A 26,466-nucleotide genomic window follows, 5' to 3' on the forward strand; every position below is an offset into this window, starting at 1 on the left:
GTGGCCCTCGAAGTATTAATATACGAATCGTATATGTTTCGTATATCCATCTCAAGCCGACGTCATTCAGTCCGTGTGGGTGGCGAAGCGCAGCCGGTTGCCATCCGGGTCGCGCAGCAGCATTTCCCGGCTGCCCCATTCGGTGTCATGCGGGGGCTGCTCGATTGGGACGTTGGCGGCACTGAAGGCGCGGTGCAGGCTGTCGACGTCGTCAACGATGAAGTACACCGCGCCGCCGATCTCGCAGTCACCGCTGTGCTCGGTGAGGAAGATCGTCTGGCCATCGCGGGTGAGCTGGGCGAACAACGGCAAACCGGCTTCGAAGCGGTGTTCCCAGTCGACCACGAAACCCAGCCCCTGCACGTAGAACGGCAGGGTGGTATCGGCGTGGCGCATGCGCAGTTGCGGGATGACGGTCTGGGGCATGGCGGCGGCTCTTGGGGGCAGGAGCCCAGTGTAGTGCCGGCCGCTGGCCGGCATTCCTGTGAGCCCGGGAACAACGAGGTTGCCGGCCAGCGGCCGGCACTACCGAAGCCACGCCGGCCAACGGCCGGCATTACCGACGCGGTCAGCAGGCCGTCGGTACGGCGGCCATCGCCGCCAGCAGTTCGCGATTCACCTGCTGGTGACGCGCCTGCCAGGCAGGAAGATCTTCGGCGCTGATGTCTGGTTGGCCATCCAGCGAAGACAGCCAGCGCTTGAAGCGACTCTGGTAGTTGGCCAGCGACACTTCCCCGGTGATGTCACTGCCGAACAGGCCGCCTGCACGCAGCGCCTCGATCACCACCAGTGCGTCCTCCAGCTGGAATTGGCCCTGGTCCCAGTTGCTGCGCGCGACGTCCTCGGCGAACACGTCCTTGTCGATCGACAGGTAGGTCGGCTGGGGCGACTTGGCCTGTTCGGCAGCGAACGCGGCCACCAGCGCTTCAGGGTGCTCGAAGCGGCGGAACGCGTGGCCCATGCCGAGGCGATGGCCCCAGCTGACATCCACATCCATGCACCAGTACGTCAAGCGACCGCCCAGCAGCGGGCGCCAGTGGTTCTCCCAGGCATGGCCGAGGCCGATGTCGCTGGAGGTAATGCCGAGCACGTGGATGTGCGAGATCTGCGGCAGCTTGCTGGCGGCATTCACCCATGAGCCGCAATGCATGCCGAACGGAAAACGCATGTTGTCCGGATGGTTGTCCAGCACTACCAATTGGAACGGCGCCTGTGTGCGCATGCGGCTCAACAGCGGCAGGCTGAGATGATGGAAGTCGCCACTGCCCAGCATCACGGTGCCGAGCTGCGCGGGCAGCGGCGCCAGCACTTCGGCGGCGAAACGGTGCAGTGTGGCATTGCTGCAGGCGAAGCGCAGCGGGTCGTGCCACTGCGGCAGGGCCAGAGTCTGTGCCTGGGGCAGTGGCAGCACGCCACCGTCCAGGTCGAGGATCAACGGAGAACGCAACGGCATCGTTCAACCGCCTCCATCGGGTTCGCCCTGCAGGTACGGGGCCAGGCGGCGCAGGGCGGCGCGCAGCAGCGGGGAACGGGCGTGGATCGCATGCCGGGTGGAGGTGAAGCTTGCCCCCAGCTCGGCCTTGATCCGCGAGTCGGTCCAGCCGGCCACGTAGTGACTCAGGCCGTGCTGCAGGGCATACTCGAGGTTGTGCATCCAGCTCACCGCGTACAGGTTGTGCTCGCGTGACTGCGGGTAGGCCAGGCCGATGTACTTGTCCACCAGCTTTCCGGCATGCACGTAGCACAGGTTCCAGCCGATCAGCTGCCCTTGGTGGCGATACAGGAACATCCGTCCCTGGCCCTGGCTGTCGGACAGCAGATGCTGGAAGTAGGGCAGGTCGAGCTGGTCGAAATGCACCGCGCTCTGCGCATACACGCCCAGGTACAGCGCATACAGTTCGGCCTGCAGCTGCGGGTCGGCGAGGACCGGATCGCCGGTGGCGATGCAGTCGATCTGCAGGTCATCACGCGAACGGAGCTTGCGCCGGATGTTCTTGCGGCGCGAGGACGACAGGCGGCCGAGATAGCCATCGAGCGAATCGAAATCGATCGCCACCCAGGCCAGTGGCATGCCTTCCAGTTCAACGAAGCCGCGTGCCAGCAAGGCCTGCAGGAAGGCGCCGCTGTGCGCGTTGGCGGCATCATCCAGCAGCGGTGAATCGATGGCCAGGTCCTTGACCACCAGCAGCCGGGTATCGCCGATCGCGTGACGCGTCACGTCCTCGGCCAGCGCCTCCGGCGCCACGTGCGCCGGCAGCGGGGTGTACTCGGTGCTGGTGGCACCGACGAAACGGGTCTTCCAGGTGATCCATGGCCGCCACAGGCGCGACAGCGGCAGGCCGAGCAGCCTGCCGCGCAGCGCGTCGTCCATCGTGGTGGTCAGGTCCAGCGACGCACGGAAGGTCGGCAGACCACTGGGAAGGCGGCCTGCCTCGAATCCGAGCGGCGGGTGGGCCAGGAAACCCTCCAGCAGCGCGGCCGGTTCCAGCGCGGTGCTGGATGCGCGTGACGTCATCTCCATCGGCACAGGAATCGGCGGCGCATCCAGCCTCAGCCCTTGGCCTTGGTCAGCGCCTGGTCGAGCAGGGTGATCGCCAGGTCGATCTCTTCGTAGCTGATGTCCAGCGACGGTGCGAAGGTGATCACGTTCTTGTACCAGCCACCCACGTCGAGCACGAGGCCCATGCGCTTGCCGTCGTGCAGGAGGTCACCGGCCAGGCCGATGTCGACCATGCGGTCCAGCAGTTCCTTGTTCGGGGTGTAGCCGTCGGCCTGGCAGATTTCGGCGCGCAGGGCCAGGCCCAGGCCGTCGACGTCGCCGATTTCCGGGTGGCACTTCTGCAGGCCACGCAGGCCGTCGAGGAAGTACGCGCCCTTTTCCGGCACGGTGCGCTCGTAGTCCATTTCCTTGCCCAGCTTCAACACTTCCAGGCCCAGGCGGGTGCCCAGCGGGTTGGAGTTGAAGGTGGAGTGGGTGGAACCCGGCGGGAACACGGTCGGGTTGATCAGCTCTTCGCGTGCCCACAGGCCGGACAGCGGGTTCAGGCCGTTGGTCAGCGCCTTGCCGAACACCAGCACGTCCGGGGTCACGCCGAAGTGCTCGATCGACCACAGCTTGCCGGTACGCCAGAAGCCCATCTGGATCTCATCGACCACCATCAGGATGTCGTACTTGTCCAGCACGCGCTTGAGGCCGGTGAAGAAGTTGCGCGGCGGGATGACGTAGCCGCCGGTGCCCTGGATCGGCTCGACGTAGAACGCGGCGTACTCGGCCTGGCCGACCTTGGGATCCCACACGCCGTTGTACTCGCTTTCGAACAGGCGCTCGAACTGCCACACGCAGTGGTCGGAATACTCGTCCGGAGTCATGCCCTTCGGGCGACGGAAGGGGTACGGGAACGGGATGAACATCGCGCGCTCGCCGAAGTGGCCGTAGCGGCGGCGGTAGCGGTAGCTGGAGGTGATCGACGAGGCACCCAGGGTGCGGCCGTGGTAGCCGCCTTCGAAGGCGAACATCAGGCTCTTGCCGCCGCGCGCGTTGCGCACGATCTTCAGCGAGTCTTCAATGGCCTGCGCGCCGCCGACATTGAAATGCACGCGACCGTCGAGGCCGAACTTTTCGTGCATGTCCACGGCAATGGTCTTGGCCAGCTGCACGCGGGTCGGATGCAGGTATTGGCTGGCGACCTGCGGCAGGGTGTCGATCTGGTCCTTCAGCGCGTCATTCAGGCGCTTGTTGCTGTAGCCGAAGTTGCAGGCCGAGTACCACATCTGCAGATCGAGGTAGGGCACGCCCGCACCGTCGAACATGTAGCTGCCTTCGCCGCGCTGGAAGATCTTCGGCGGGTCGACGTAATGGACGGTATCGCCGAAGGAGCTGTAGCGGGCTTCGTCGGCCAGCAGCTGCGCATCGGAGGCAGCGGCGTCGGCGTTCTTGTCAAAAATGTTCATGCAGTTCGGTTCCGTGAAGGACGTTCGAAAGGGGGCAACGGGGAGCGTGTCTGGAAGGGAGTGCTCAGGCGGTGGCCAGCAGGGGCAGTACGATGGGCTGCGGGCTGGCGTCGAAATGACGTGGCTGCAGCAGGCTGCCATCGAACAGGCGCGGCAGCAGCGCGACTGCATCGTGGAAGGTGTCGATGGCGGCATGCGCGATGCCGGCCTTCGTGCAATGAGTGATCAGGCGGCGCTTGGCGAACACGAAGTCGGCGTCTTCAGAGACGCAGAAGTCCGAGCTGCCATCGCCGATCATCAGCACGCGCGGTGCTTCGTTGGCGCGCGCCTGCGCACCGCAGGTGCACTTGCAGGTGCCACTGCGGCAACCTTCGGCCTGGTAGGGCGATTCCAGTTCCCAGTGGTCCCCGCACCAGCGCAGGTGGTTGGCCACCACCGGCAGTCGCGACAGACCGTGGTTGGCGAGGATGCGGTGGATCGCATAGTCCAGGCCATCACTGACGATGCGCAGCGGCACGCCCAGTTGTTCGGCGCGGCTGACAAAGGCGGCGAAGCCCGGATCGATCTGTACCTGGTCCAGGTGGGCGTCGAGCGTGGCCGGGTCCAGCTTCAGCAGCCTGACCTGGCCCTGCATGCATTCACGCGAGCCGATCTTTCCCGACTTCCACTGCTCTTCCAGTTCCTGCCAGCCCGGCTGGCCGTACTTTTCCAGCAGCGAGTCGATGACATCTTCCAGGCTGATGGTGCCGTCGAAGTCACACAGGATGCTCCAGCGCATGGGCAGGTCCGTCGATGAAAGAAGCGTCCGGCACGATGCCGGGGCAGGCTCAATGTAGGCAGGCCGCCTTTCGTGTTCCTTTCCTGTTGAAAGCCTGCACCGCAGGCTGGGGAAAGTGTTCAGGAATCGCGCTTGCTGAACGGGCGTAATGCCTTGGAAACCGCGGTTTCAGCGCTGCGCAGCGGCCAGCGCCCGCAGGATCTCCGCGGTTTCCTCACGGGTCTGCCAGGCGCTGTTGCCGAGGGTCAGCATGCGTGCGGCGAAGTCGCGCGCGTTCGGCATGTCGTCCTGCGGCACGATGCCGCGCAGGTAGGCGTAGTCGGGCAGGGCATGGATGAACATGCGGCTGGCACCAAGGCCGCGCGGCCACAATGCGTCCAGTGCGGCATCACGGGCGCGTTGGCTGGGCATCAACAGCATCAGCATCGGCCAGGTGCCGCCGGTACCGGCCAGGCCGTCAACCACCTCCACCGCCGGCAGTTGTGCCAACTGCACGCGCAGCTGCAATGCGCGCAGTCGTCCAGCCTGCAGGAACGCAGGCAGCCGCCGCGCCGCGTTGGCACCGATGTTCTGCCGCCAGTGGCTGACCCGGTGCTGCGGTATGTCCAGCGGGAAAATATCACCGACCGCTTCTTCCAGGTCGCCGCGCTGCAGCGCGTTGCGCAGGGGATTGCCGTACACCAGCGACAGCAGCGAGGGCCGGTAGCAGGCGGCAAGGCCGAGCAGCTGCACGCTGCGAAGCAGCTCCCAGCGCAGGCTGGAACGCACCTGTTCGGCGGCATGTTCGGCCAGCGCGGCGCGCAGCTCGTCATCGCGGCTGACCAGCAGGCCGCCTTCGTGCAGGCTCAGCCCCTTGCCGGCAGCGAGGCTGAAGAATCCAATGTCGCCACGCAGGCCGACGCTGCTGTTGCCGATCCGGGCGCCCAGCGCCTGCGCGGCATCTTCGATGACCCAGGCCCCGGCGCGGCGGGCGATGTCGCAGGCCCGTTCGACATCGGCGATGCGACCGCCGAGGTGCGTGGGCAGGATCGCCAACGTCCGTGCGTCGGCCAGGCGCGAGAGCTGTGCCGGATCAAAGTCGAAATGGCCACGCCGGGTATCGCACAGCTGCACGCGCAGGCCGAGGCTGTGCACCGCGATCGGCACCAGCGGGCAGGTGTAGGCCGGCATGATCACTGTGTCGCGCTTTGGCGCGCGCTTGCGCAGCGTGCGCAGCGCGATCAGCAGCGCGTGCGTACCGGAGCAGGTCAACTGCAGCGGCGGTGTACCCAGCTGGCCCGCCAGTACTTCGCGCAGGTCACCGCCACCGGGAAGGAAGTCGCGAGCCCGGATCGGCAGGCCGGCGGTGGGCGGCAGTTCGCGCGCGAACAGGTTCATCGCAACGCGCTCATGGCGTGCTTGCGGCGGGGCTGTGTGGATCGTCTGCTTCGGCGCGACCGAGGCAGACGATGCCGGCCACGATCAGGACCGCACCGACCAGGTGGTGCAGGGTCAGTGGCTCGTTCAACAGCCACGCCGACAGCAGCAGCACGCTGATCACTTCCAGGTGCGAAGCCGCGAACGCCGGACCGATCGGCGCATGCCGCAGCAGGCTCATCCAGGTGAAGAACGCCCCCACGTAGCCGAGGATGGCGCCGTACACCCACGGCTGCGACAGCACGCGCAGCAGCCACGCCGTGTTGGCCTCGACCGGCAGCGCGGCGTCGCCGGCATATTTGAAGCACAGCTGGGCCAGTGTGTCGAAGGCCATCAGCAGCGGGAAGCCGATTACATACAGGCGCCTCATGAGCCGGCCCCCACCACCGCCACGCCTGCGGTGACCAGCAGCATGCCGGTTACCCGCAGCGGGGTGAGCTTTTCGCGGAACAGGACGCGGCCGGCGATCATCAGCGCGACGATGTTGATCGAGCCAAGCAGCACGCCCTTGGACAATGGAACCAGCGACAGGAACGCAATCCAGGCGACGAACTCAAGCACGTAGCAGGCGATGCCGATCCACAACCAGGGGCGGCTGAGCATGTGTTTCCAGCGTTGCAGTCCCTCACCCTCCTGCGGATCGCTGGCGGCGGCCTTGAAGGCGAGCTGGCCACCGGTATCGAGTACCACATTGGCCAGCCACAACAGCGTGGCAAGTGCCCCCATCTCAGGCCACCGCCTTGAGCGCGCCGCTGCGTTCGCCGATCCCGGCGAAGAAGCGCGCGCTGCGGCGGATCACCTCTCGACGTTCGCGGTCGATGGTGATCATGTGGTAACTGTCCTCCAGCACCACCAGTTCCTTCGGGCCGCTGACCCGCGACATCACCAGTTCGGCATTTCCCATGCTGGCCACGTCGTCCTCGCGGGCGTGCATCACCAGGCATGGTGCGGTGACTTGGTGCAGGTGGCGGCGGGTCCAGTTGCTCAGCGCACGCATCTCGGCCAGCGCGTGCCAGGGATTGCCCGGCAGGCCGGCGGCGGCGCTGTCGCCGGACAGCATGGCGGCGCTGACCTGCGCACGGAGGCGCTCGTCGCGAAGGCCGTACGGCGGTTCTTCCATGAACATGCGGTCGCGGCCGATGTTGAAGCGTTTGAACCAAGGCAACAGGAACGAAAGGCGGGCGACGGCGGGAATGTTCCAGCCGTCGTAGCGGAACGTGGCGCCATATACGCCGACGCCGGACACCCAGTCCGGTCGTCGGGCAGCAAGTGCCAGCGACAGCACCGCGCCCATCGACAGGCCGCCCACGAACAGCTGGTCGACCTTGCCGCGCAGGGTGGCCGCCGCATCCTCCACGCCCTGGTACCACTGTTCCCAGGTGGTCGCCAGCAGGTCATCCACGCTGCCGCAATGGCCGGGCAGCTGCACGCCGTGTACGGTGAAGCCGGCGTTGTTCAGGCCCTTGCCCAGCATGCGCATTTCCGCCGGGGTACCGGTCAGGCCATGGACCAGCAGCACGCCCTGGCGGCCACCGGGGAGGAAGAAGTCGTGCGATTCGGTCACCTGGCGGCTCCGGGACGGCAGTGGGGAGGGTCAGGATCGCAAGCGCGATTTTCGCCAGCCTTTCAGCGTCCCGGCCGGGTCAGGATGCCTTCAGCAGCGGCAGCGAGATGGCGACCTTCAGTCCACCACCGGGCCGGTTGAGGAAGCTCAGGCGGCCGCCGAAGTGTTCCACCGCTTCGTGGGCGATGGCCAGGCCCAGGCCGGTCCCGCTGGCAGTGGTGCCGGGGGCGCGGAAGAAGCGCTCGCCCAATCGTGGCATCAGCTCCTCGGATACGCCGGGTCCGTTGTCCTCCACGTACAGTTCGACGTCATTGTCATCCAGCGCATGCACGCCGACGGTGACGGTCGCACCGCGGCCGGCATAGCGCAGCGCATTGTCGATCAGGTTGTCCAGTGCCTCCTGCAGCTGGGCACCGTTGCCGAGCACGCGCAGAGGGTGGGGACTGCCGAGGTAGCCCAGGTCGATGCCGTCGCGGATCGCTTCGGGCACGCGCATGCCGACCCACTGTGGCACCCGTTCGCACAGGTCCAGTGCCTCCACGGTATCGGGCACGGTCTGCGCCCGGCTCAGCGCCAGCAGCTGGGTGCTGACCCGCGCGGTGCGCTGGTTGAGCCGGCGGATGTGCTGCAGTGCCTCGCGCACCGTGTCCGGGTCGCCATGCGCCAGTGCCTGGTCCACGTGCAGGGCCATGCCGGCCAACGGCGAGCGCAGCTGGTGCGCGGCGTCGGCGATGAAACGGTTCTGCAGGGTGATCATTTCCGCCTGGCGGGCAAACAGATCGTCGATGGTGCTGATCAGCGGCTGGATCTCCTCCGGCACGTCGGCGTCGGAGATCGGCGCCAGTTCGCCGCGGCGCTGTGCCAGGCGGGTCCTCAGCGGGGTCAGGATGCGCAGGCCATGGGTCACGCCGAACCAGACCAGCGCGGCAGTGCCCAGCGCCAGCATGGTCATCAGCGGGATGATGATCATCAGGATCTCGCGCGCGCGCTGGCGTCGTTCGGCCATGCTTTCGGCCACCGTCACCGCCAGCTGGTCCTGCGGATCGTTCATCGCACGCGTGCAGACGGTGGCCATGCGCACCGGCTGGCCGTTGAGAGTGCCGTCGTACAGGGTGGGGTCCACGCCGGTGCATTCCTGCGAAGGCGCGTAGGCACTGAAATCCGCATTGCCGCTGAGTGTCCCCTGGCGGCTGCTGTCGACGTTGAAATAGCGATGGCCGTCGGGCTCGTACTCGATCAGGAAGCGCGCCTGCGGAGACAGCTCGCTGGTCACCGGCATGCCGCTCAGCATCTGCGCGAAGGAGTGCGTGTCGTCGATGAGGTTGCGGTCGTGGATGCGGTTGGAGTAGTCCAGCGCAACGTAGTAGGCCAGGATCGTATTGAAAGTGAGCAGGGCCAGCATCGGCAGCGCCAGGAAGGCAAGCAGGCGCCGGCGCAGGCTGGGCGGTCCACTGATCACGGGGCGCTGTCGTCCTGCGCGTCTTCCAGCATGTAGCCCAGCCCGCGCACGGTGCGGATGCCCATGCCGCCGGGCTGCAGCTTGCGGCGCAGGCGGTGCAGGGCGATGTCCAGGCCGTTGTCGGTCAGGTCCTGGCCCCAGTCGCACAGCGCTTCCACCAACTGCGCGCGCGATACGATGCGCTCGGCGCGAACGGCCAGCGCCGACAGCAGGCCGAACTCGCGTGCGGTCAGTTCAAGTGATTGGTCGTCGATCCAGACGCGGTGCCCGGCCAGGTCCAGGCGCAAGCGGCCGACGCGCAGGTCCGGATTGCCATTGCTGGTGACCCGGCGCAGCTGTGCTCGCACGCGGGCTTCGAATTCGTCCAGTGCGAACGGCTTGACCAGGTAGTCATCGGCGCCGAGGTCGAGCACGCGCACGCGCTCGGCCAGGCCGTCACGCGCGGTCACCACCAGCACCGCCAGGCCATCGCCGCGCTGGCGCAGTCGTTGCAGCACGTCGCGGCCATCCAGTTGCGGCAGCCCCAGGTCCAGCACCAGCAGTGCGTACTGGGTCGAGCCCAGTGCTGCATCGGCGTGCGCACCGTTGTCGACGTGGTCGACCACGTGCCCCTGCCGACGCAGCGAGGCGCACAGGCCCGAGGCGATATCCGGGTCGTCTTCAGCAATCAGAACGCGCATGCGCGGGGCTCCTGTAACGGTCAGGCCCACCGGATGGACGGGGTGGGCCTCTCGGCTGCCGAGGGTAGCCGCAAACCGGCTGCAGGTGGAGCGCGTCGGCACCTCCCGGCACCGTCGCGCTGTCCCTCCATTCAGTCCTGCAGCCCCGGCTCACCCGGCGCCAGCGGTACCCGGGAGCCATCCAGCAGGCCACGGCTGAGCTTGCCATCCTCGATGAACAGCAGTTCGCCGTTCTCGCCGTTCTTGATGCTGCTGTCGATGGCGATCACGCGGTCGCCGTGGAAGCTGCTGACGTGCGGCATCGAGGTGTGGCCGACCACGATGCGGGTGAGCTGCAGGCGGTCGAGCACGGCCTGTACCCCCGCGGTGTCGAGGCGGCCATCGAAATAGCCGCGGTACCAGATCGGGCTGGTCTTGCCGTCATACAGCGGTGCCGTGGCCGGGTCGGCCTTCACTTCGGCCTTGGGCAGGCCCAGCGAGGCCTGATAGGCCGCGTTGGTGCGTGCCGGGTCCAGCGCCAGCTGCACCGCCTCGGGCGAGATGCCGCCGTGCAGGAACAGGGTATCGCCGATCTTCAGCAGCACCGGGCGGGTGCGCAGCCACTGCCCGATCACCGAGTCGACGCCATACAGCTGCGGGTAGCTGCGACCGAGCAGCTGGGCGCTGCGCAGGTATTTCGGGTTGACGTAGCGCAGGTCGTCGTACAGCACCATGGTTTCGTGGTTGCCGAGCACGAAGTGCACGGCGCCACCGGCGGCGGCCGCCTGCTGCTGCACGCCGTACAGCAGCCAGAACGCCTCGGTCACCTGCGGGCCGCGGTCGAACACATCGCCGGCGATGATCAGGGTGTCGGTGCCCAGCGCCCAGCGGTCCTGCGCATCGATCACCTTGTTGGCGCGCAGCAGGCGCACCAGCAGGCCGTACTGCCCGTGGATATCGGACAGGGCAACGATGCGCGGTACCGCCGGCAGCACGGAGACCGACGGTGCGTTGGGTGCGGCGACGTGCACGGTGTGTTCGTAGCCGCAGCGCGGCGGGATATCGGTGCCCGCCGCGTTGATCGGCAGCGCGCGCGACTCGACCTTGTCGTCGCAGATCCACTTGGCCTCCAGCTGGTCGCCCTGGCGGAACACATAGGGGCCATCGGCCTGTACGTGGTCGGCGGGCGCGGCAACCTCACGGGCCTGCGTGCCTGCTGTGGCGCAGGCCAGCAGCGGCAACAGCAGGGCGGTCAGCAGGGAAGGGCGACAGCGCGGCATCGGCGGCGTCCGGCGGCGGAAACCTCCGATGCTAACCGGCGCGGCCGGATCGTGGTGTGCGCGAATGGGCGGATCAGGTGTCGCGCCCGTCGTCCTTGAGCTTGCGCACGCGGGTGGCAGTGGGCTGAAGCGGCTGGCCATCGCGCCCGCGCGGCTGCATGTAGGGCAGCGGCCGCCGCGTCGCCAATTCGATCAGCTGCGAATGGGCTTCGCCTGCACCGAAGCGATGGCGCTCCCCCCACTGGCGCAGTGCGACCAGCAGCGGGAACAGTTCCAGGCCTGCGGCGGTGAGCACGTACTCCTGGTAGGCCGATCCATCGGAGGCTGGCTGCAGCTGCAGGATGCCGGCCTCGACCAGCCGGCGCAGGCGGTCGCTGAGGATGTTGCGCGCCGCGCCGAGGCTGCGCTGGAAATCACCGAAGCGGGTGATGCCGTCGAAGGCGTCGCGGATCACCAGCAATGCCCAGCGGTCACCGAGCAGGTCGGCACTGCGGGCTACAGGGCAGGGGCTGTCGGCGTGCATGCTGGGTATCTCCGAATGTGGTTGCAGTTTAAAACCAATGGCGATAGCCTGCATCAAGTTTCAAATTGCAACTACATCATGAGCGCATCGATGTCCCGCCCATTGCTGACCCTGCTCGCGGTCGCGGCCGGCGCCAGCGTGGCCAACGTCTATTACGCGCAACCGCTGCTGGATCGGCTGGCACAGGCCTTTGCACTGGACCGTGCCGTGGCGGGCGCAGTGTTGGCGGCAACCCAGGCCGGCAGCGTGCTTGCATTGCTCGGGTTGCTGCCGCTGGCCGATCGCGGTGACCGGCGGCGCCTGCTGCGGCTGCAGTTGGCTGCACTGGTGGCGGCCCTGCTGTGGCTGGCAGCGGCACGCACGGCCGGTTGGCTGTTGTCTGGCATGCTGCTGGCAGGCTTGCTGGGCACCGCGCTGACCCAGGGCCTGATTGCCTATACCGCCATGCTGGCACCGCCCGAGCAGCGCGGTCGCGTGGTCGGTGTGGTGCAGGGCGGCGTGTTCATCGGCCTGCTGCTGGCGCGCGTGGTGTCCGGTACGGTGGCGGCGGCCTTTGGCTGGCAGAGGGTCTACCTGCTGTCAGCGGTGGTGATGGCAGCGTTGGCGGCGCTGCTGTGGCGGCGCCTGCCCGCAGCACCGGTGCCGGCGGTCCCTCCACGCTGGCGCGAGCTGCTGGGCTCGATGCTGGGCATGCTGCGCCGCGATCGAACGCTGCGCGAGCGCGGGCCGCTGGCATTGCTGCTGTTTGCCGGCCTCAATGTGTTCTGGGCGGCGGCACCCTTGCCGCTGTCGGCACCGCCACTGCACTGGTCGACCGCAGCCATCGGCGCGCTCGGCCTGGCCGGCGTGGTCGGTGCGCTGATGGCGGCGCGGGTCGGACACTGGATGGACCGTGGTTTCGCGCATCGGGTCAGCCTCGGCGCGCTGTTGTTGATGCTGGTCGCGTGGTGGCCGCTGCTGGGCCTGCCGCGTTCGCTGTCCTTGCTTTTGCTGGGTGTGGTCGTGCTCGACCTCGGCGGCCAGGCACTCCATGTCTCGAACCAGGCATTGTTGCTGCGTGCACCGGCAGAACAGCATGGGCGCCTGGTGGCGTTGTACATGCTGTTCTATGCGGTGGGCAGCGGTGCGGGAGCGGCGGCGGGGCCCTGGATGCAGGTGCGGCATGGCTGGCCCGCAGTGTGCCTGCTGGGGGCGGGCATCGCGTTGCTGACGCTGCTGTGGTGGGCAGCATGGTGGGTGGTGGCGTTCAACGCATCGGCTGGCGCGCGAACCGGTAGAGTCGACTGTCGGTAGAGTCGACTGTCAGTCGACTGCTCTTCGCCCCGCGTGCGAAAAATCCCGCGCTGCGCGCGATAGTCGACCAGCGGTCGACTCTACCTGTCCTGTCGTCATCGCTGCAGTGCACGCCGCCCCGGGGCTTCCTGCAGGTCCGCGCTGGCCACCACCACGCGGTTGCGGCCGCTGCGCTTGGCCTCGTACATCGCCGCGTCGGCACGTGCCATCAACCGTTCGTAGTCCGGGTGGCCATCATGGCCGGCCACGCCGATGCTGGCAGTCAGCGACAGAACCTGGCCGTTGGCCAATGCCACTGGCGACTGCGCGATCTGCCGGCGCAGGCTCTCGGCGATCACCGAGGCCTGTGACTCGCTGGCGGCCACCAGCACCACCACGAATTCTTCGCCGCCATAGCGGAACAGGTAGTCGCTGCCCCGCGTGAGTTGGCCGAGCAGGCCGGCCACGTGCTGCAACGCGCGGTCGCCGGCATCGTGGCCGTGGCCGTCGTTGATCGCCTTGAAGTGATCCAGGTCGAGCAGCAGCAGCGAGAACGGCGTGCCGTTGCGCGTGGCCAGCTCGATTTCCCGGCGCAGCACGGTCGGCAGGAACCGGCGGTTGAGCAGGTTGGTCAGCGCATCGCTGCCGGCATCCAGTTCGCCGATGCGCTCGAACAGCAGGGTCATCAGGGTGCGGATGGCGGCCAGATCCTCGCGGATGACCGGCAGCACCGCCAGCCGCTGCGCCGGGACATCGTTGCTTGCCTGTCGCAGGTTCCCGTCGATGCGGGCCATCAGCTGGCCGACCTGCTGGGTTTCGCTGCTCTCGCCGAAGCTGGGGATGCCCTTGTGGGTGAACCACAGGCCGAATTCCGAGGTCGCCAGGCTGGCGCTTTCGCCGGCCTGCACGTGGCCGGCCAGTGCGTACAGCAGTGCGTTTTCCCAGTCCAGCAGCAGGGCGCGCTGGCGCTCGCGCTCGGTGCTGACGTTCTGCACCAGCGAGAACAACCGGTAGGCCGCATCGGCACGGGTGGATCGTTCGCGCGCATGGGTGTAGGCCAGGGTCATGCCTTCCATGGCGATGTCCATGATCGCGCTGAGGCAGTCGATGGCGGCGAACGCGGTGGCACTGTCGGGTGCGTCGTCGCGCAGGCGCACGAACAGCTCGTGCTTGAGCACACGCGCGCCGCGGGTGACCAGGTCGACCGGAATGCCGACCCGGGCATGCACATCGCCGATCACCCGTTGCGAGGCCACGGCACTGGCGATCCTGTCGCGATCAGTGGTCAGCAGTTGCACCAGCCAGCGCTGCATGGCCGGCTGCAGGCGCTGCTTGACCTGGTCGTGGGACAGGAAGCGGCGTGCACGCCCATCCTGCAGCAGCACTTCGTAAAAGCGCTGTGCCAGCACGGCTGGGGCATCGGTGGCAGCGGCCTTGAGCAGCGCGGTGGCGGCAGGGCCTGCCTGTTGCAGGCAGTGCTGCCAGGCTTCGGCCAGCGGCTGGCTGGCATCGTCCAGTTGCGGTGTTTCCACGTCGATCTCTGACTGCGTACGACAAACCACGGGTATCGGCCGTGGCGGCGTGCGGTTGATGGCGGGTTAGCCGGCCAGTTTACGCGTGGTGCAGCGTTGCACGGTGCGCAAAGCAGATCCGTGCCCCTGCGGCAATGAGTGAACGCATTTGAGAATCACTCGCATTGATGGGAGAATGTACGCACGGATCGGGCCGCAGGCGACTGCAGCGACGCTCCGCCTCCCCCTTGTCGTTGCCTCAAGCCCTTTGCCAGAGGCCCCGTAGCCCTGCCAGAAGGTCCAGATCATGTCTCCTGCCGTTGTCCTCTCGCCGCGCCCGCTGGCGCTTGCCGTTGCCGCCCTGCTGGCGGGCAACGCCCTGGCCGCCCGGGCCGAGACCGACGCCACCGATATCGACACGGTGCACGTCACCGCCTCGCAGATCGCGCGCCAGGCATTGGGTACCTCGACCATCACCGCCGAGGACATCGCCAGGCGCCCACCGGCCAACGACATCGCCGAACTGCTGCGCACCATGCCGGGCGTCAACCTCACCGGCAACAGCGCCTCGGGCCAGTACGGCAACAACCGCCAGATTGACCTGCGTGGCATGGGCCCGGAAAACACCCTTATCCTGGTCGACGGCAAGCGCGTCGGTGCGCGTGATGCCGTGCGCATGGGGCGCAGCGGCGAGCGCAATACCCGCGGCGACACCAACTGGGTGCCGGCGGAAATGATCGAGCGCATCGAAGTGCTGCGCGGCCCGGCGGCGGCACGCTATGGCTCCGGTGCGTCCGGCGGCGTGGTCAACATCATCACCAAGCGCCCGACCGGCGACCTGACCGGTGCGGTCGACCTGTACGGGCTGGTGCCCGAACACAGCGCCGAAGGTGGCAGCGAGCGCGTCGGCCTGCAGCTCAGCGGGCCGATGACCGATACCCTGTCGTTCCGCCTGTACGGCAATCTCAACAGGACCGACGCCGATTCGCTGGACCTCAATCGCCGGTACGCGACGAATCCGAACGCGGTGCCGCCAGCCGGCCGCGAGGGTGTCAAGAACCGCGACGTCAACGCGCTGCTGCGCTGGGACGTGACCGCCAACCAGGTGGTGGAGTTCGAAGCCGGCACCAGCCGCCAGGGCAACATCTACGCCGGCGACCGCGCCGTCAGCACCACCGGTACCTCGACCGGCGTCGATCTGGCGGCACTGGCCGAGGGCGAAGCGGAGACCAACCGCATGTACCGCAACACCGGTGCGGTCACCCACCGCGGCCGTTGGGGTGATGTCACTTCGCGGGTGACGGCCGCAGTCGAGGCGGTCAACAACTCGCGCATCAATGAAGGCCTGGCCGGTGGCCCGGAAGGCAGCTTCAACGGCACCGACTGGTCTACCTCGCGCCTGCGCAACTACCAGCTGGATGGCGAAGTGAGCTTCCCGACCGCGCTGGGCGGCGCAGAGAACATCTGGACGCTCGGCTTTGAATACCTGGACAGCCGCCTGACCGATCCGTATTCGATGAGCCAGTCCAGCAGCAGCGGCGGCGGTATTCCAGGGTTGTCGGCCGACCGTGCGCGGGGCAAGGCCGACGCGCAGACCACGGCGGCGTTCGTGGAAGATAACATCTACCTGGGCGAGCGCTGGATCGTTACCCCGGGCCTGCGCTTCGACCACCACAGCCAGTTCGGCAACAACACCAGCCCCAGCCTCAATGCGCAGTTCCGCATCAACAGCGACTGGGTGGTGAAGGGCGGCATTGCCCGCGCGTTCAAGGCGCCGAACCTGTACCAGTCGAATCCGGACTATCTCTACTACACCCGCGGCAACGGCTGCCCCAATGCGCTGCCGAGCCTGGGCGCTGGTTGCTACATGCGCGGCAACGCGGACCTGAAGGCGGAAACCAGCCTGAACAAGGAACTGGGCATCGAGTGGGCACCGCAGAGCGGCTGGCAGGCGTCGTTGACCTACTTCCACAACGATTACAAGGACAAGATCCAGGCCGGATACACCCAGATCGGGTTGACCGCCGACACCAAGGGCCGCATCTTCCGCTGGGAGAACGCGCCGAAGGCGATCGTGCAGGGGCTGGAAGGCAACCTGGTCATTCCGCTGCTGGGCGAGCAGGGCAACCGCCTGAAGTGGAGCAACAACTTCACCTACATGGTGGAAAACGAGAACAAAACCACGCATCAGCCGCTGTCGGTGATTCCGAAGTACACGATCAACACCATGCTGGACTGGCAGGCCACCGACAGGCTGTCCGTGTTGCTGACCGGCACCTTCTACGGCAGGCAGGAACCGGCCACGACCAACATCAACAACGACCCGCGCTGCACTGGCAGCTGTGATGCATCGATCGCGCTGCAGGATCGTGGCGCGTACAACATCTGGGGCGTGAGCGCGCGCTACAAGGTGACCGAGACGGTCAGCTTCGGTTTCGGAGTGAACAATCTGGCCGACAAGCGCTTGTTCCGCGAGGCCAACAGCAGCGATGCCGGGGCGGCGACCTACAACGAGCCGGGCCGCGCATACTGGGCCAGCCTGCGCTTCGGCTTCTGACCGCAGGCGGTCGTCGGTCTGCAGCCCTCGCCGGGCCATGCCCGGAGGGCTCGTGTGGCCTGCAATGTTATAAACATCGTAATAGTCTCCCCCGCCGGCACCGCGTAGCCTGCACCGCATCGCAAAGGAGCTGTTGCCATGGGCCACGACCACGACCACCTGCCATCCCAGATCCGCCACGAGAAACCCCTGTGGTGGGCACTCGGCCTGACCACCACCTTCCTCGTCGTCGAAGTGGTGGGCGCGTTCTGGACCAACAGCCTGGCGCTGCTGTCCGATGCCGCGCACATGGCTACCGACGCATTGGCGCTGATGATCGCGCTGGTGGCGGTGCGGCTGAGCCGGCGCCCGCCCGACGCGCGCCGCACCTACGGCTATGCACGGCTGGAAGCGCTGGGCGCGATGATCAACGGTGCCATGCTGTTCGTGGTGGCCGCCTATATCCTGTGGGAGGCGATCGGCCGCTTCCGCCAGCCGCAGGAGATCGCCTCCTCCGGCATGCTGGTGATTGCTGCGGCGGGCCTGGTCATCAACCTGATCTCGATGCGCCTGCTGCAGGCCGGCAGCGGCGAGAGCCTCAACGTGAAGGGCGCCTACCTGGAAGTGTGGGCCGACATGCTCGGCTCGGTGGCAGTGATTGCTGGCGCATTGTTGATCAAGTGGACCGGATGGAAGCCGATCGACCCGATTCTGGCGGTGCTGCTCGGCCTGTGGGTGCTGCCGCGTACCTACGTGTTGATGCGTGAGGCGATCAACGTGCTGCTGGAAGGCGTGCCCAAGGGCACGGACGTTGCGAAGGTGCGCGACAGCCTGTCCGGCCATGCTGCAGTGCTGGATGTGCATGACCTGCACGTGTGGGCGCTGGCCTCGAGCACGCCGGCGCTGACCGCACACATCGTGATGCGCGACGGCACCGATGCCGATGCGCTGCGCCGCGAGCTGGGCGGGCGGCTGCATGATGACTTCGGTATCGAGCACGTCACACTGCAGATTGAAGCGGACCATTGTGGCGAAGCCTGTGGCGAGCCGACGCCGGCCAAAGGCGGCGGACACGAGGGCCATGAAGGCCACGACCACGGTGAGGATGCGCAGGGCCATCGCGGCCACGTGCATCGTTGAACGGGGTATGCCGTCACGCGGATCGGGTGAATCCGGCCGGGTGAAAACGGTCGGACAAAACCGATTGGACGAATCCGCCTTGGTAGAGCCGACTGTTGGTCGACTGCTCTCTCGAGGCTGCGACAAAGCCCGCGCTGTGCGCGAGAGTCGACCGACAGTCGACTCTGCCCAATCGTCCCAACGCGACCGCGCAGGCTGCATCTGTCCAGAGCAGCGAAGGTCATTCGTCCCGTCGGGACGCCAGCCGATCGGCCAGCCGGGTCGGCTCCGGCAGCCGGTAACCACGCAGCGTGCGCTGCACCCAGGCCAGCGCGGTATCCGCACTGACCCGATGGCCGCCGGCCACGAACAGCGGCTTGCAGCGCAGCTTGCTGCGCAATACCCAGCCCAGTTGTTCAGCGCCATCCAGCAGCGGCGTATGTGCTCCGGCTTCGGCGCCCGGTTCGACGAACCGGCCTACCAGTTTCGACTTGGCCACGCCGATGCTCGGCAGGCCGGTTACCACACCGAGGTGAGCGGCCACGCCCAGCCGGCGCGGATGGCTGATGCCGTGGCCATCGACGAACATCAGGTCCGGCGCGCGCGGCAGCAGCGCCAGTGCGGCCAGCAGTGCCGGCAGTTCGCGGAAGCTGAGCAGGCCGGGGATGTAGGGCATCACCGTGGGGATGCGCGCTATCTCCTGCGCCATGGGCTTCAGCGTTTCCGCGTCCAGCAGTACCGCCGCGGCGCGGGTGATGGCGCCGTTGTCTTCGAAGCCGACATCCATCCCGGCCAGCCAGCGCACGTTGCGTGGCAGGCGGTCCTGGCGCTCCACGCGGCCCGCCAGTTGCAGCTGCTGCGCACGGGCGGCAGCGACGCTGCCTTCCCAGCGCCCGGGATCGATCACCGTATTCATGGGTCACAGCATCGCACGGGCGGCGCCACGGCCCGGTGAGCGGCGGCCGGGCTACAATGGCGGCCTGCCTATCCTCGCGTTGGAGACCCTGCAGTGACCCGTAGACTCGTACTGTTGCGCCATGGCCAGAGCCAGTGGAACCTGGACAACCGCTTCACCGGTTGGGTCGATGTTGACCTGACCGAGCAGGGGCGTCGCGAAGCGGCCGCCGCCGGTCGCCTGATGCGCGAGGAAGGCCTGCAGTTCGACGTTGCCCATACCTCCGTACTGAAGCGCGCCATCCACACCCTGCAGGGTGCGCTGGCCGAGCTGGAGCAGGACTGGCTGCCGGTGAACAAGTCCTGGCGCCTCAATGAGCGCCACTACGGCGGCCTGCAGGGCCTGGACAAGGCCGAGACCGCGGCCAAGCACGGCGAGGAGCAGGTCAAGGTGTGGCGTCGTTCGTACGACATCCCGCCGCCGCCGATGGAACTGGAAGATCCGGGCCACCCGATCCATGACCGCCGTTACGCCGGTCTGGACCGCAACGCGCTGCCGGGCACCGAGTCGCTGGCCACCACCCTGGATCGCGTGCTGCCGTACTGGCACGACGCCATCGCCCCGCAGCTGAAGGACGGCAAGACCGTGCTGGTCACCGCCCACGGCAACTCGCTGCGCGCGCTGTACAAGTACCTCAACAATGTCTCGCGCGAGGAAATCCTCGAGCTGAACATCCCGACCGGCATCCCGCTGCTGTTCGAACTGAACGATGACCTGACCGTGCAGTCGTTCCGCTACCTGGGCGACCCGGAAGCGGCGCGCAAGGCCGCCGAAGCCGTGGCCAACCAGGGCAAGGCGAAATAAGAAGCAGAAGGCCGGCGCAAGCCGGCCTTCGCTTTTGTAGAGCCGAGCCCACGCTCGGCTGCTTTGGGCTTTTGCCGCACGAAGCATGAACCCGGAACGGAGAGCAGTCGAGCATGGCTCGACTCTACAGAAGGACGCTCTGTGACCTTTGGCCGGTCCGTATTGCGGGCCGCCCCGGCTACCCTGTGAAATTACCCGCAGGAGAGCCTCATGAACGTCCGCAACCTGGTCCCGCTGGGCCTGACCATCGCCATCGCTGCTTCGCTGGCGGCCTGTGGCAAGAATGACGCCGCACCGGCGGCCAGCGCCGACGCCAAGCCAGCCTTCGACCTGTCGCAGATCAAGACGCCGCTGATCTCGCTCAACAGCGCTGATCTCGATCCGTCCATCTCCGCCTGTACCGACCTCAATGGCTTCGTCAACAGCAAGTGGCTGAAGGCCAACCCGGTGCCGGGCGACCAGACCACCTGGGGCAGCTTCGAGATCCTGCGCGAGCGCTCGCTGGAAGTGCAGCACGCGCTGGTGCAGCAGGCCGCCGCCAGCCAGGCCAAGGCCGGCTCGGTGGAAGCCAAGATCGGTGACATCTGGAAGACCGGCAACGACGAAGCGAAGATCGAAGCCGCCGGCCTGGCGCCGCTGCAGCCGCAGCTGGACAAGATCACCGCGCTTAACGACACCGCCGCCATCACCCGGTACCTGCGCGACAGCCAGGCCGAAGGCAAGGGCGTGTTGTTCTCGCTGTTCGCCAATGCCGACTACAAGGATTCGGCCAACGTCATCGCCTACGTCGGCCAGGGTGGCCTGGGCCTGCCGGAGAAGGGCTACTACTTCGACGATGCGCAGGCCAAGATCCGCGACGCCTACGTGGCCTATATCGCACAGGTGCTGACCCTGTCCGGCGTGGACGCGGCGCAGGCCGCCGAGCAGGCCAAGGCCGTGATGGCCTTCGAAACCCGCCTGGCCAAGGCCTCGATGTCGCGCATCGAAATGCGTGACCCGGCCAAGCGCTACAACCCGCTCAGCGCGGCTGAGGCCGACAGGCTGACCCCGAACTTCAGCTGGACCGCGCTGTTCGAGACCCTCAAGGTGCCGGCCGCGCAGAAGTTCTCACTGGCCCAGCCGGGCTTCTTCGGTGAAATGGACAAGATGCTGGCCGACGTGCCGGCCAGTACCTGGCAGGCCTACCTGCGCTTCCACACCATCGACGATGCCGCGCCGTACCTGAGCAGCCAGTTCGAGAAGGCCAACTTCGAGTTCTATGGCACCACCCTGCGCGGCCAGCAGGAAATGCAGCCGCGCTGGAAGCGCGTGCTGGAGTCGGTCAACGGTGGCATGGGCGAAGCCCTGGGCCAGCTGTACGTCGACGCCGTGTTCCCGGCCGAGTCGAAGGTGGCCATGCAGCACCTGGTGGAGAACCTGTCGCAGGCATTGAAGGCGCGCCTGGAGCAGCTGCCGTGGATGGGCGAGGAAACGAAGAAGAAGGCACTGGAAAAGTGGGCCAGCTTCACCCCGAAGATCGGTTACCCGGACAAGTGGCGTGACTGGGCGGGCCTGCAGACCAACGGCGACAGCTACCTGGGCAACATGCAGGCGGCGCGTGCGTTCAACTACCGCTACATGCTGGACAAGATCGGCAAGCCGGTGGACAAGACCGAGTGGGGCATGACCCCGCAGACCGTCAACGCGTACTACAACGCCACCAAGAACGAGATCGTGTTCCCGGCGGCCATCCTGCAGGCGCCGTTCTTCGACGCCAAGGCCGATCCGGCGTTGAACTACGGCGGCATCGGCGCGGTCATCGGCCACGAGATGATGCACGGCTACGACGACTCGGGCAGCCAGTTCGCCGCCAATGGCAACTTCGACAACTGGTGGACCGACGCCGACCGCAAGGCCTTCACCGAGCGTACCGACCAGCTGGTCGCACAGTTCGATGGCTATGAGTCGGTGCCGGGCGTGTTCGTGAAGGGCAAGCTGACCCTGGGCGAGAACATCGGCGACCTGGGGGGCCTGACCGTGGCCTACGACGCGTTGCAGATGGCGCTGAAGGAAGATCCGAAGGCGAATGTCGAGGTCGATGGCCACAGCCAGGACCAGCGCTTCTTCATGAACTGGGCCACGGTGTGGCGCCGCAATTTCACCGATGGTGAGCTGCGTGTCCGCCTCAACACCGATCCGCATGCGCCGGCCAACTTCCGTGCCAACGGTGCACCGTCGAACATGCCGTCCTATGCCGCTGCATTCCAGTGCAAGGCCGGCGACGCGATGGTGCGTGCCGACGACAAGCGCGTGGTGATCTGGTAATCGATTACCCGTGACTGCGTGATGCGAAAGGCCCGGCGACTGCCGGGCCTTTTGTTTGCCGACCCGGTGGCGCCGGATCGGTAGAGTCGGCCGCTGGTCGACTATCGCGCGCAGCGCGGGATTTTCGCGGTCTGGACGAAGAGCAGTCGACCAACGGTCGACTCTACAGGTGCGTCGGCGGGCGCGTCAGTTCATGCCCGGCGGCGGGCGGCTACGCCAGCGCAGGTTCCCGCGCCAGCATGCGATGGAAGCGCTGCAGCACGTAGGGGTCCACCAGCCCGCCGGACTGCGCTTCGATGATCCGCAAGGCGGTTTCGTGCTCCATTGCGTCGCGATACGGGCGTACGCTGGTCATCGCATCGTAGGCATCGACGATGGTGACGATGCGCGCGCCCAGGGGAATGGTTTCACCGCGTAGCCCGTCGGGATAGCCGCTCCCATCGAACGCCTCGTGATGGGCACGGATCAGCTGCGCGACCGGCGCGGCGTCACTGCGACCGGTCGCCAGGAAGATGTGTTCGCCGCGCACCGGATGCTCACGCATGATCGCGCGTTCCTCGTCGGTATGGCGGCGCGGGGCCAGCAGCACCTCGTCGGGAATGCCGATCTTGCCGATGTCATGGAAGCGCGCGGCCAGGCCGACCTGTGCACAGGCCTCCTGACCCAGGTCGCAGTGCGCGGCCAGGCACTGCGCGAGCAGGCCGACGCGGTCGCAGTGGTGGCGGGTGTAGGCGTCGCGCATCTGCAGCGACATCGAGAGCGCATCGATCAGGCAGGACTGCGCGTGCAGCAGGTCGGGGGCGGGTACGGCGTCAGGGAGCATGGTCATCCGCCCGCACCGGGTGGGGACCGGTGCGGGGTGTTCGGGGGGGGCGATCAACCCGGGGCGAGGGTGGTCAGAAGGGCGCGGGCCGCATTGAAGCGGTCTTCCGGCAACGGCAGCGGGTGCTTGATGCGCAGCTTGTCGGGCCCTTCCATGGCGTAGAGGTTCGGTTGTTTCTGGATCAGCTGGATCACCGCCATCGGGTCGATGTTCGGCTTGGACTCGAACACGATGCGGCCACCGTTCTCGCCCAGGTCCAGCTTGCGGATGCCCAGCGTGTTGGCCTTGAGCTTCAGCTCGGCGATGGCGAACAGGTGCTTGGCCGCATCCGGCAGCAGGCCGAAGCGGTCGATCATCTCCACCTGCAGCTCGCGCAGCGCATCGGTGTCGCGCGCGCTGGAAATACGCTTGTACAGGGTCAGGCGCGTGTGCACGTCCGGCAGGTAGTCTTCCGGGATCAGCGCCGGCACATGCAGCTCGACCTCGGCCCCGCGCACTTCCTCACCGGCGTCCAGGTCGGGCAGCTTGCCCTGCTTGATGCTGCGTACCGCGCGTTCCAGCAGCTCGGTATAGAGGCTGAAGCCGACCTCGGCCATCTGCCCGCTCTGGTCCTCGCCAAGCAGTTCACCGGCGCCGCGGATTTCCAGATCGTGCGTGGCCAGGGTGAAGCCGGCGCCCAGCTCGTCCATCGAGGCGATCGCTTCCAGGCGTTTCTCGGCGTCGGGGGTGATCGCGCGACGGTCGGGGGCGATCAGGTAGGCGTAGGCACGGTGGTGCGAACGACCGACGCGGCCGCGCAGCTGGTGCAGCTGGGCCAGGCCGAAACGGTCGGCACGGTTGATGATGATGGTGTTGGCGTTGGGGATGTCGATGCCCGATTCGATGATCGTGGTCGACAGCAGCACGTTGAAACGCTGCTTCTGGAAATCCAGCATCACCTTTTCCAGTTCGCGCTCGGGCATCTGCCCGTGGGCGATGCCGATGCGTGCCTCCGGCACCAGCTCGGACAGCTCGCGCTGCATGCGGCCGATGCTCTCCACGTCGTTGTGCAGGAAGTACAGCTGGCCACCGCGCGCGAGCTCGCGCTGGAAGGCTTCGCGCAGCAGCGCGTTGTCCCACTGGGTGATGAAGGTCTGCACCGCCAGCCGGTTCGGCGGCGGCGTGGCGATGATCGACAGGTCGCGCAGGCCGGCCATGGCCATGTTGAGCGTGCGCGGGATCGGCGTGGCGGTCAGCGTCAGCAGGTGCACGTTGGCGCGCAGCGCCTTCAGCGCCTCCTTCTGGCGCACGCCGAATCGCTGCTCCTCGTCGACGATGACCATGCCCAGGTCCTTGAACTTCACGTCCGGTTGCAGCAGGCGATGGGTGCCGACGATGACGTCGATGGTGCCGGCAGCGACCTTTTCCAGTTCGGCCTTGATTTCCTTGCTGGTCTTGAAGCGCGACAGCACCTCGACCTTCAGCGGGTAATCGGCGAAGCGGTCGCGGAAGTTGCGGTAGTGCTGTTCGGCCAGCAGCGTGGTCGGCACCAGCACGGCCACCTGCTTGCCGGCACTGGCGGCGGCGAACGCGGCGCGCACCGCCACCTCGGTCTTGCCGAAGCCGACGTCGCCGCAGACCACGCGGTCCATCGGCTGGCTGCTGGCCAGGTCGCGCAGGGTCGCATCGATCGCGGCCAGCTGGTCCGGGGTCTCCTCGAACGGGAAACCGGCCGCGAACGGCTCGTACATCGCGCGGTCGACCTGCAGTGCCAGGCCGGCACGCGCTTGGCGGCGGGCCTGGATCTCCAGCAGCTCGGCAGCAACGTCGCGTACTTTCTCGGCGGCCTTGCGCTTGGCCTTGCTCCACTGCTCGCCACCGAGCGAATGCAGCGGCGCGGTTTCCGCCGACGCACCGGAATAGCGGCTGATCAGGTGCAGCTGGGCGACCGGCACATACAGGCGGTCGCCCTTGGCATATTCGATTTCGAGGAACTCGCCGGGCATGCCGCCGACGTCCATCGCGATCAGGCCACGATAGCGGCCGACGCCATGATCCTCGTGCACGATCGGCGCGCCCTCGGTCAGTTCACCGAGGTCGCGGATGATCGCTTCCGGCTCGCGGCCGGCACGGCGCGTGCGCCGGGTGCTGCCGGCGCGCTCGGGGAACAGCTGGCGCTCGGTCAGCACCGCGATGCGCGGATCGTCCAGCGCGAAGCCATCCTCCAGCGGTGCCACCGCGATCGCGAAGCGCGCGTCGTCGGCGAGGAAGCTGGGCAGGTCGGCCACCACCGGCGGCTTCAGCTCGGCGGCCTGCAGCACTTCCAGCAGCGCCTCGCGGCGGCCGGGTGAATCGGCGGCGATCAGTACCCGGCCCGGATAATGGCCGAGGAAGGATTTCAGCGCATCGCCGGCGGGGGCTTCGCGCGCGGCCACCGGCAGCGGGGGCAGCGGCTGGTCGCCCAGCGCGTGCGCGTCGGCGATGCGTGCGTGGTCGGCGGCCCATACCTCGATGCGCGGGGCATCGTTCAGGCGCTCGCGCAGCAGCTCCGGCGACAGGTACAGCGCCGACGGCGGCAGCAGCGGCCGTTCCACATCGTGGCGGCGCTGCTCATAACGCTCGCCGGTCTGCGCCCAGAACGCCTCGGCGGCTTCGCCGGCACCGGCACAGACCACCGGCAGGCTGCCGCTGGGCAGGTAGTCGAACAGGGTCGCGGTGCGCTCGAAGAACAGCGGCAGGTAGTACTCGACGCCGGCCGGGGCCAGCCCGGACTTCAGATCCTGGTACAGCGAACTGCGCCGGGTATCCACATCGAAACGCTCGCGCAGCGTGGCCAGCACGCGTGCGATGCTGGCCTCGTCCATCGGCACTTCGCGGCCGGGCAGCATGTGCACCGCCTCGACCTTGTCCAGCGAACGCTGGCTTTCCGGATCGAAGGCACGGATCGAGTCGATGTCCTCGTCCAGTAGTTCTACCCGCAGCGGCTCGTCGGCGCCCATCGGGAACACGTCCAGCAGGCCGCCGCGCACGGCGAAGTCGCCCGGGTCCATGACCTGCGGCACGTTGCGGTAGCCGGCGCTTCCCAAGCGGCGCTTCTCGGCCTCCAGGTCCAGGCGCTGGCCGACCTTCAGGTCGAAGCTGCCACCGATCACATAGCTGCGCGGGGCCAGCTGCTGCAGCAGGGTCTGCACCGGCACGATCACCAGGCCACGCTTCAGCGTGGGCAGGCGGTGCAGGGCAGCCAAGCGCTGCGAGATGATGTCCGGATGCGGGCTGAAGCGGTCGTAGGGCAGGGTTTCCCAGTCAGGGAAGGCGACCACCGGCAGGGCCGGGTCGCCGCCAAGCAGGGTCTGCAGGTCGGCTTCAAGCTGGTTGGCACCGTGGTTGTCACGGGCGATCACCAGCAGCGGGGCGTCGTGCGCGCGCGCGGCCTGGGCCAGGTACCAGGCCAGGGCGGTCGGCGAGGCGGGGGCGCGCCACCAGGCGCGGAGCTGGCCGGCGCGCGGCAGCGGCGGGGCGGGGTATGAGGTACG

The 26,466-nt window shown here is 67.3% G+C and carries 22 protein-coding genes; 5 read left to right on the top strand and 17 right to left on the bottom strand.

Annotation, left to right across the window (positions count from 1 at the left end; translation table 11 throughout):
* Positions 1-66 precede the first annotated feature (66 nt).
* The 13 genes from N5C25_RS09835 to N5C25_RS09895 form a co-directional block, all read right to left on the bottom strand.
* Positions 67-426, bottom strand: coding sequence for a VOC family protein (locus N5C25_RS09835; protein ID WP_279936879.1), 360 nt, complete (start codon positions 424-426; stop codon positions 67-69).
* A 142-nt stretch (positions 427-568) separates the two neighbouring features.
* On the bottom strand, positions 569-1,453 hold the full coding sequence (locus N5C25_RS09840) for a hypothetical protein (RefSeq protein ID WP_279936880.1): 885 nt from the start codon (positions 1,451-1,453) through the stop codon (positions 569-571).
* Between the two features lie 3 nt (positions 1,454-1,456).
* A complete protein-coding gene (locus tag N5C25_RS09845; protein WP_279936881.1) occupies positions 1,457-2,521 on the bottom strand; it encodes a GNAT family N-acetyltransferase in 1,065 nt (354 codons plus the stop codon).
* 29 nt (positions 2,522-2,550) lie between these two features.
* Positions 2,551-3,951 carry an aminotransferase class III-fold pyridoxal phosphate-dependent enzyme gene (locus tag N5C25_RS09850; RefSeq protein ID WP_279936882.1) on the bottom strand — a complete coding sequence of 467 codons (1,401 nt, stop codon included), beginning with the start codon at positions 3,949-3,951 and terminating at the stop codon, positions 2,551-2,553.
* A gap of 64 nt (positions 3,952-4,015) precedes the next feature.
* Positions 4,016-4,729, bottom strand: coding sequence for an MtnX-like HAD-IB family phosphatase (locus tag N5C25_RS09855; RefSeq protein WP_251102826.1), 714 nt, complete (start codon positions 4,727-4,729; stop codon positions 4,016-4,018).
* 168 nt (positions 4,730-4,897) lie between these two features.
* Positions 4,898-6,106, bottom strand: coding sequence for a DegT/DnrJ/EryC1/StrS family aminotransferase (locus tag N5C25_RS09860; RefSeq protein ID WP_279936883.1), 1,209 nt, complete (start codon positions 6,104-6,106; stop codon positions 4,898-4,900).
* A 10-nt stretch (positions 6,107-6,116) separates the two neighbouring features.
* Positions 6,117-6,515: a DMT family transporter gene (locus N5C25_RS09865; protein WP_053462503.1), complete on the bottom strand. Its 399-nt coding sequence runs from the start codon at positions 6,513-6,515 to the stop codon at positions 6,117-6,119.
* Positions 6,512-6,871 carry an EamA family transporter gene (locus tag N5C25_RS09870; RefSeq protein WP_058983328.1) on the bottom strand — a complete coding sequence of 120 codons (360 nt, stop codon included), beginning with the start codon at positions 6,869-6,871 and terminating at the stop codon, positions 6,512-6,514. Before N5C25_RS09870 ends, N5C25_RS09865 begins: the two co-directional genes overlap by 4 nt.
* 1 nt (position 6,872) lies before the next feature.
* Complete coding sequence (locus tag N5C25_RS09875; protein ID WP_019659191.1) at positions 6,873-7,709, bottom strand: alpha/beta fold hydrolase; 837 nt, start codon at positions 7,707-7,709, stop codon at positions 6,873-6,875.
* A gap of 79 nt (positions 7,710-7,788) precedes the next feature.
* Positions 7,789-9,168, bottom strand: a complete 1,380-nt coding sequence (locus tag N5C25_RS09880) for a sensor histidine kinase (protein ID WP_279936884.1) — start codon at positions 9,166-9,168, stop codon at positions 7,789-7,791.
* Positions 9,165-9,848, bottom strand: coding sequence for a response regulator (locus tag N5C25_RS09885; protein ID WP_019659189.1), 684 nt, complete (start codon positions 9,846-9,848; stop codon positions 9,165-9,167). The genes N5C25_RS09880 and N5C25_RS09885 overlap by 4 nt, the downstream gene beginning before the upstream one ends.
* Before the next feature lie 131 nt (positions 9,849-9,979).
* Entirely contained in the window at positions 9,980-11,107 is a 1,128-nt protein-coding gene (locus N5C25_RS09890) for a metallophosphoesterase (protein ID WP_279936885.1), read from the bottom strand.
* A 73-nt stretch (positions 11,108-11,180) separates the two neighbouring features.
* A complete protein-coding gene (locus N5C25_RS09895) occupies positions 11,181-11,630 on the bottom strand; it encodes a helix-turn-helix domain-containing protein (RefSeq protein ID WP_005408672.1) in 450 nt (149 codons plus the stop codon).
* 15 nt (positions 11,631-11,645) lie between these two features.
* Here N5C25_RS09895 and N5C25_RS09900 point away from each other — a divergent pair, with 15 nt between their 5' ends.
* The gene (locus tag N5C25_RS09900; protein ID WP_058983331.1) at positions 11,646-12,923 is read left to right on the top strand and encodes an MFS transporter; all 1,278 of its coding nucleotides are present in this window, start codon (positions 11,646-11,648) and stop codon (positions 12,921-12,923) included.
* 95 nt (positions 12,924-13,018) lie between these two features.
* Here the strand turns inward: N5C25_RS09900 and N5C25_RS09905 are convergent, their stop codons facing one another.
* Positions 13,019-14,434 (bottom strand): GGDEF domain-containing protein, encoded by a 1,416-nt coding sequence (locus N5C25_RS09905; RefSeq protein ID WP_251102819.1) that lies wholly within the window; start codon positions 14,432-14,434, stop codon positions 13,019-13,021.
* 286 nt (positions 14,435-14,720) lie between these two features.
* On the opposite strand from N5C25_RS09905, the gene N5C25_RS09910 reads away from it, so the two are divergent.
* Entirely contained in the window at positions 14,721-16,970 is a 2,250-nt protein-coding gene (locus N5C25_RS09910; RefSeq protein ID WP_058983336.1) for a TonB-dependent siderophore receptor, read from the top strand.
* A 138-nt stretch (positions 16,971-17,108) separates the two neighbouring features.
* Positions 17,109-18,089 (top strand): cation diffusion facilitator family transporter, encoded by a 981-nt coding sequence (locus N5C25_RS09915; protein ID WP_251102817.1) that lies wholly within the window; start codon positions 17,109-17,111, stop codon positions 18,087-18,089.
* Between the two features lie 220 nt (positions 18,090-18,309).
* Here the strand turns inward: N5C25_RS09915 and nfi are convergent, their stop codons facing one another.
* A complete protein-coding gene (nfi, locus tag N5C25_RS09920) occupies positions 18,310-18,984 on the bottom strand; it encodes a deoxyribonuclease V (RefSeq protein ID WP_058983340.1) in 675 nt (224 codons plus the stop codon).
* 93 nt (positions 18,985-19,077) lie between these two features.
* Between nfi and gpmA the strand changes: the two genes are divergently transcribed.
* Positions 19,078-19,827, top strand: a complete 750-nt coding sequence (gene gpmA / locus N5C25_RS09925) for a 2,3-diphosphoglycerate-dependent phosphoglycerate mutase (protein ID WP_019659181.1) — start codon at positions 19,078-19,080, stop codon at positions 19,825-19,827.
* 210 nt (positions 19,828-20,037) lie between these two features.
* Positions 20,038-22,131, top strand: coding sequence for a M13 family metallopeptidase (locus tag N5C25_RS09930; RefSeq protein ID WP_279936886.1), 2,094 nt, complete (start codon positions 20,038-20,040; stop codon positions 22,129-22,131).
* A 211-nt stretch (positions 22,132-22,342) separates the two neighbouring features.
* Here N5C25_RS09930 and N5C25_RS09935 read toward each other — a convergent pair whose 3' ends face one another.
* Together N5C25_RS09935 and mfd are read right to left on the bottom strand one after the other, a co-directional pair.
* A complete protein-coding gene (locus N5C25_RS09935) occupies positions 22,343-22,960 on the bottom strand; it encodes an HD domain-containing phosphohydrolase (protein WP_058983344.1) in 618 nt (205 codons plus the stop codon).
* Between the two features lie 47 nt (positions 22,961-23,007).
* The coding region (gene mfd, locus N5C25_RS09940) for a transcription-repair coupling factor (protein ID WP_279936887.1) at positions 23,008-26,466 on the bottom strand (3,459 nt) is incomplete at its 5' end.

The sequence above is a fragment of the Stenotrophomonas sp. GD03958 genome (genome assembly GCF_029839005.1).
GTDB classification, from domain to species: Bacteria; Pseudomonadota; Gammaproteobacteria; order Xanthomonadales; family Xanthomonadaceae; genus Stenotrophomonas; species Stenotrophomonas hibiscicola.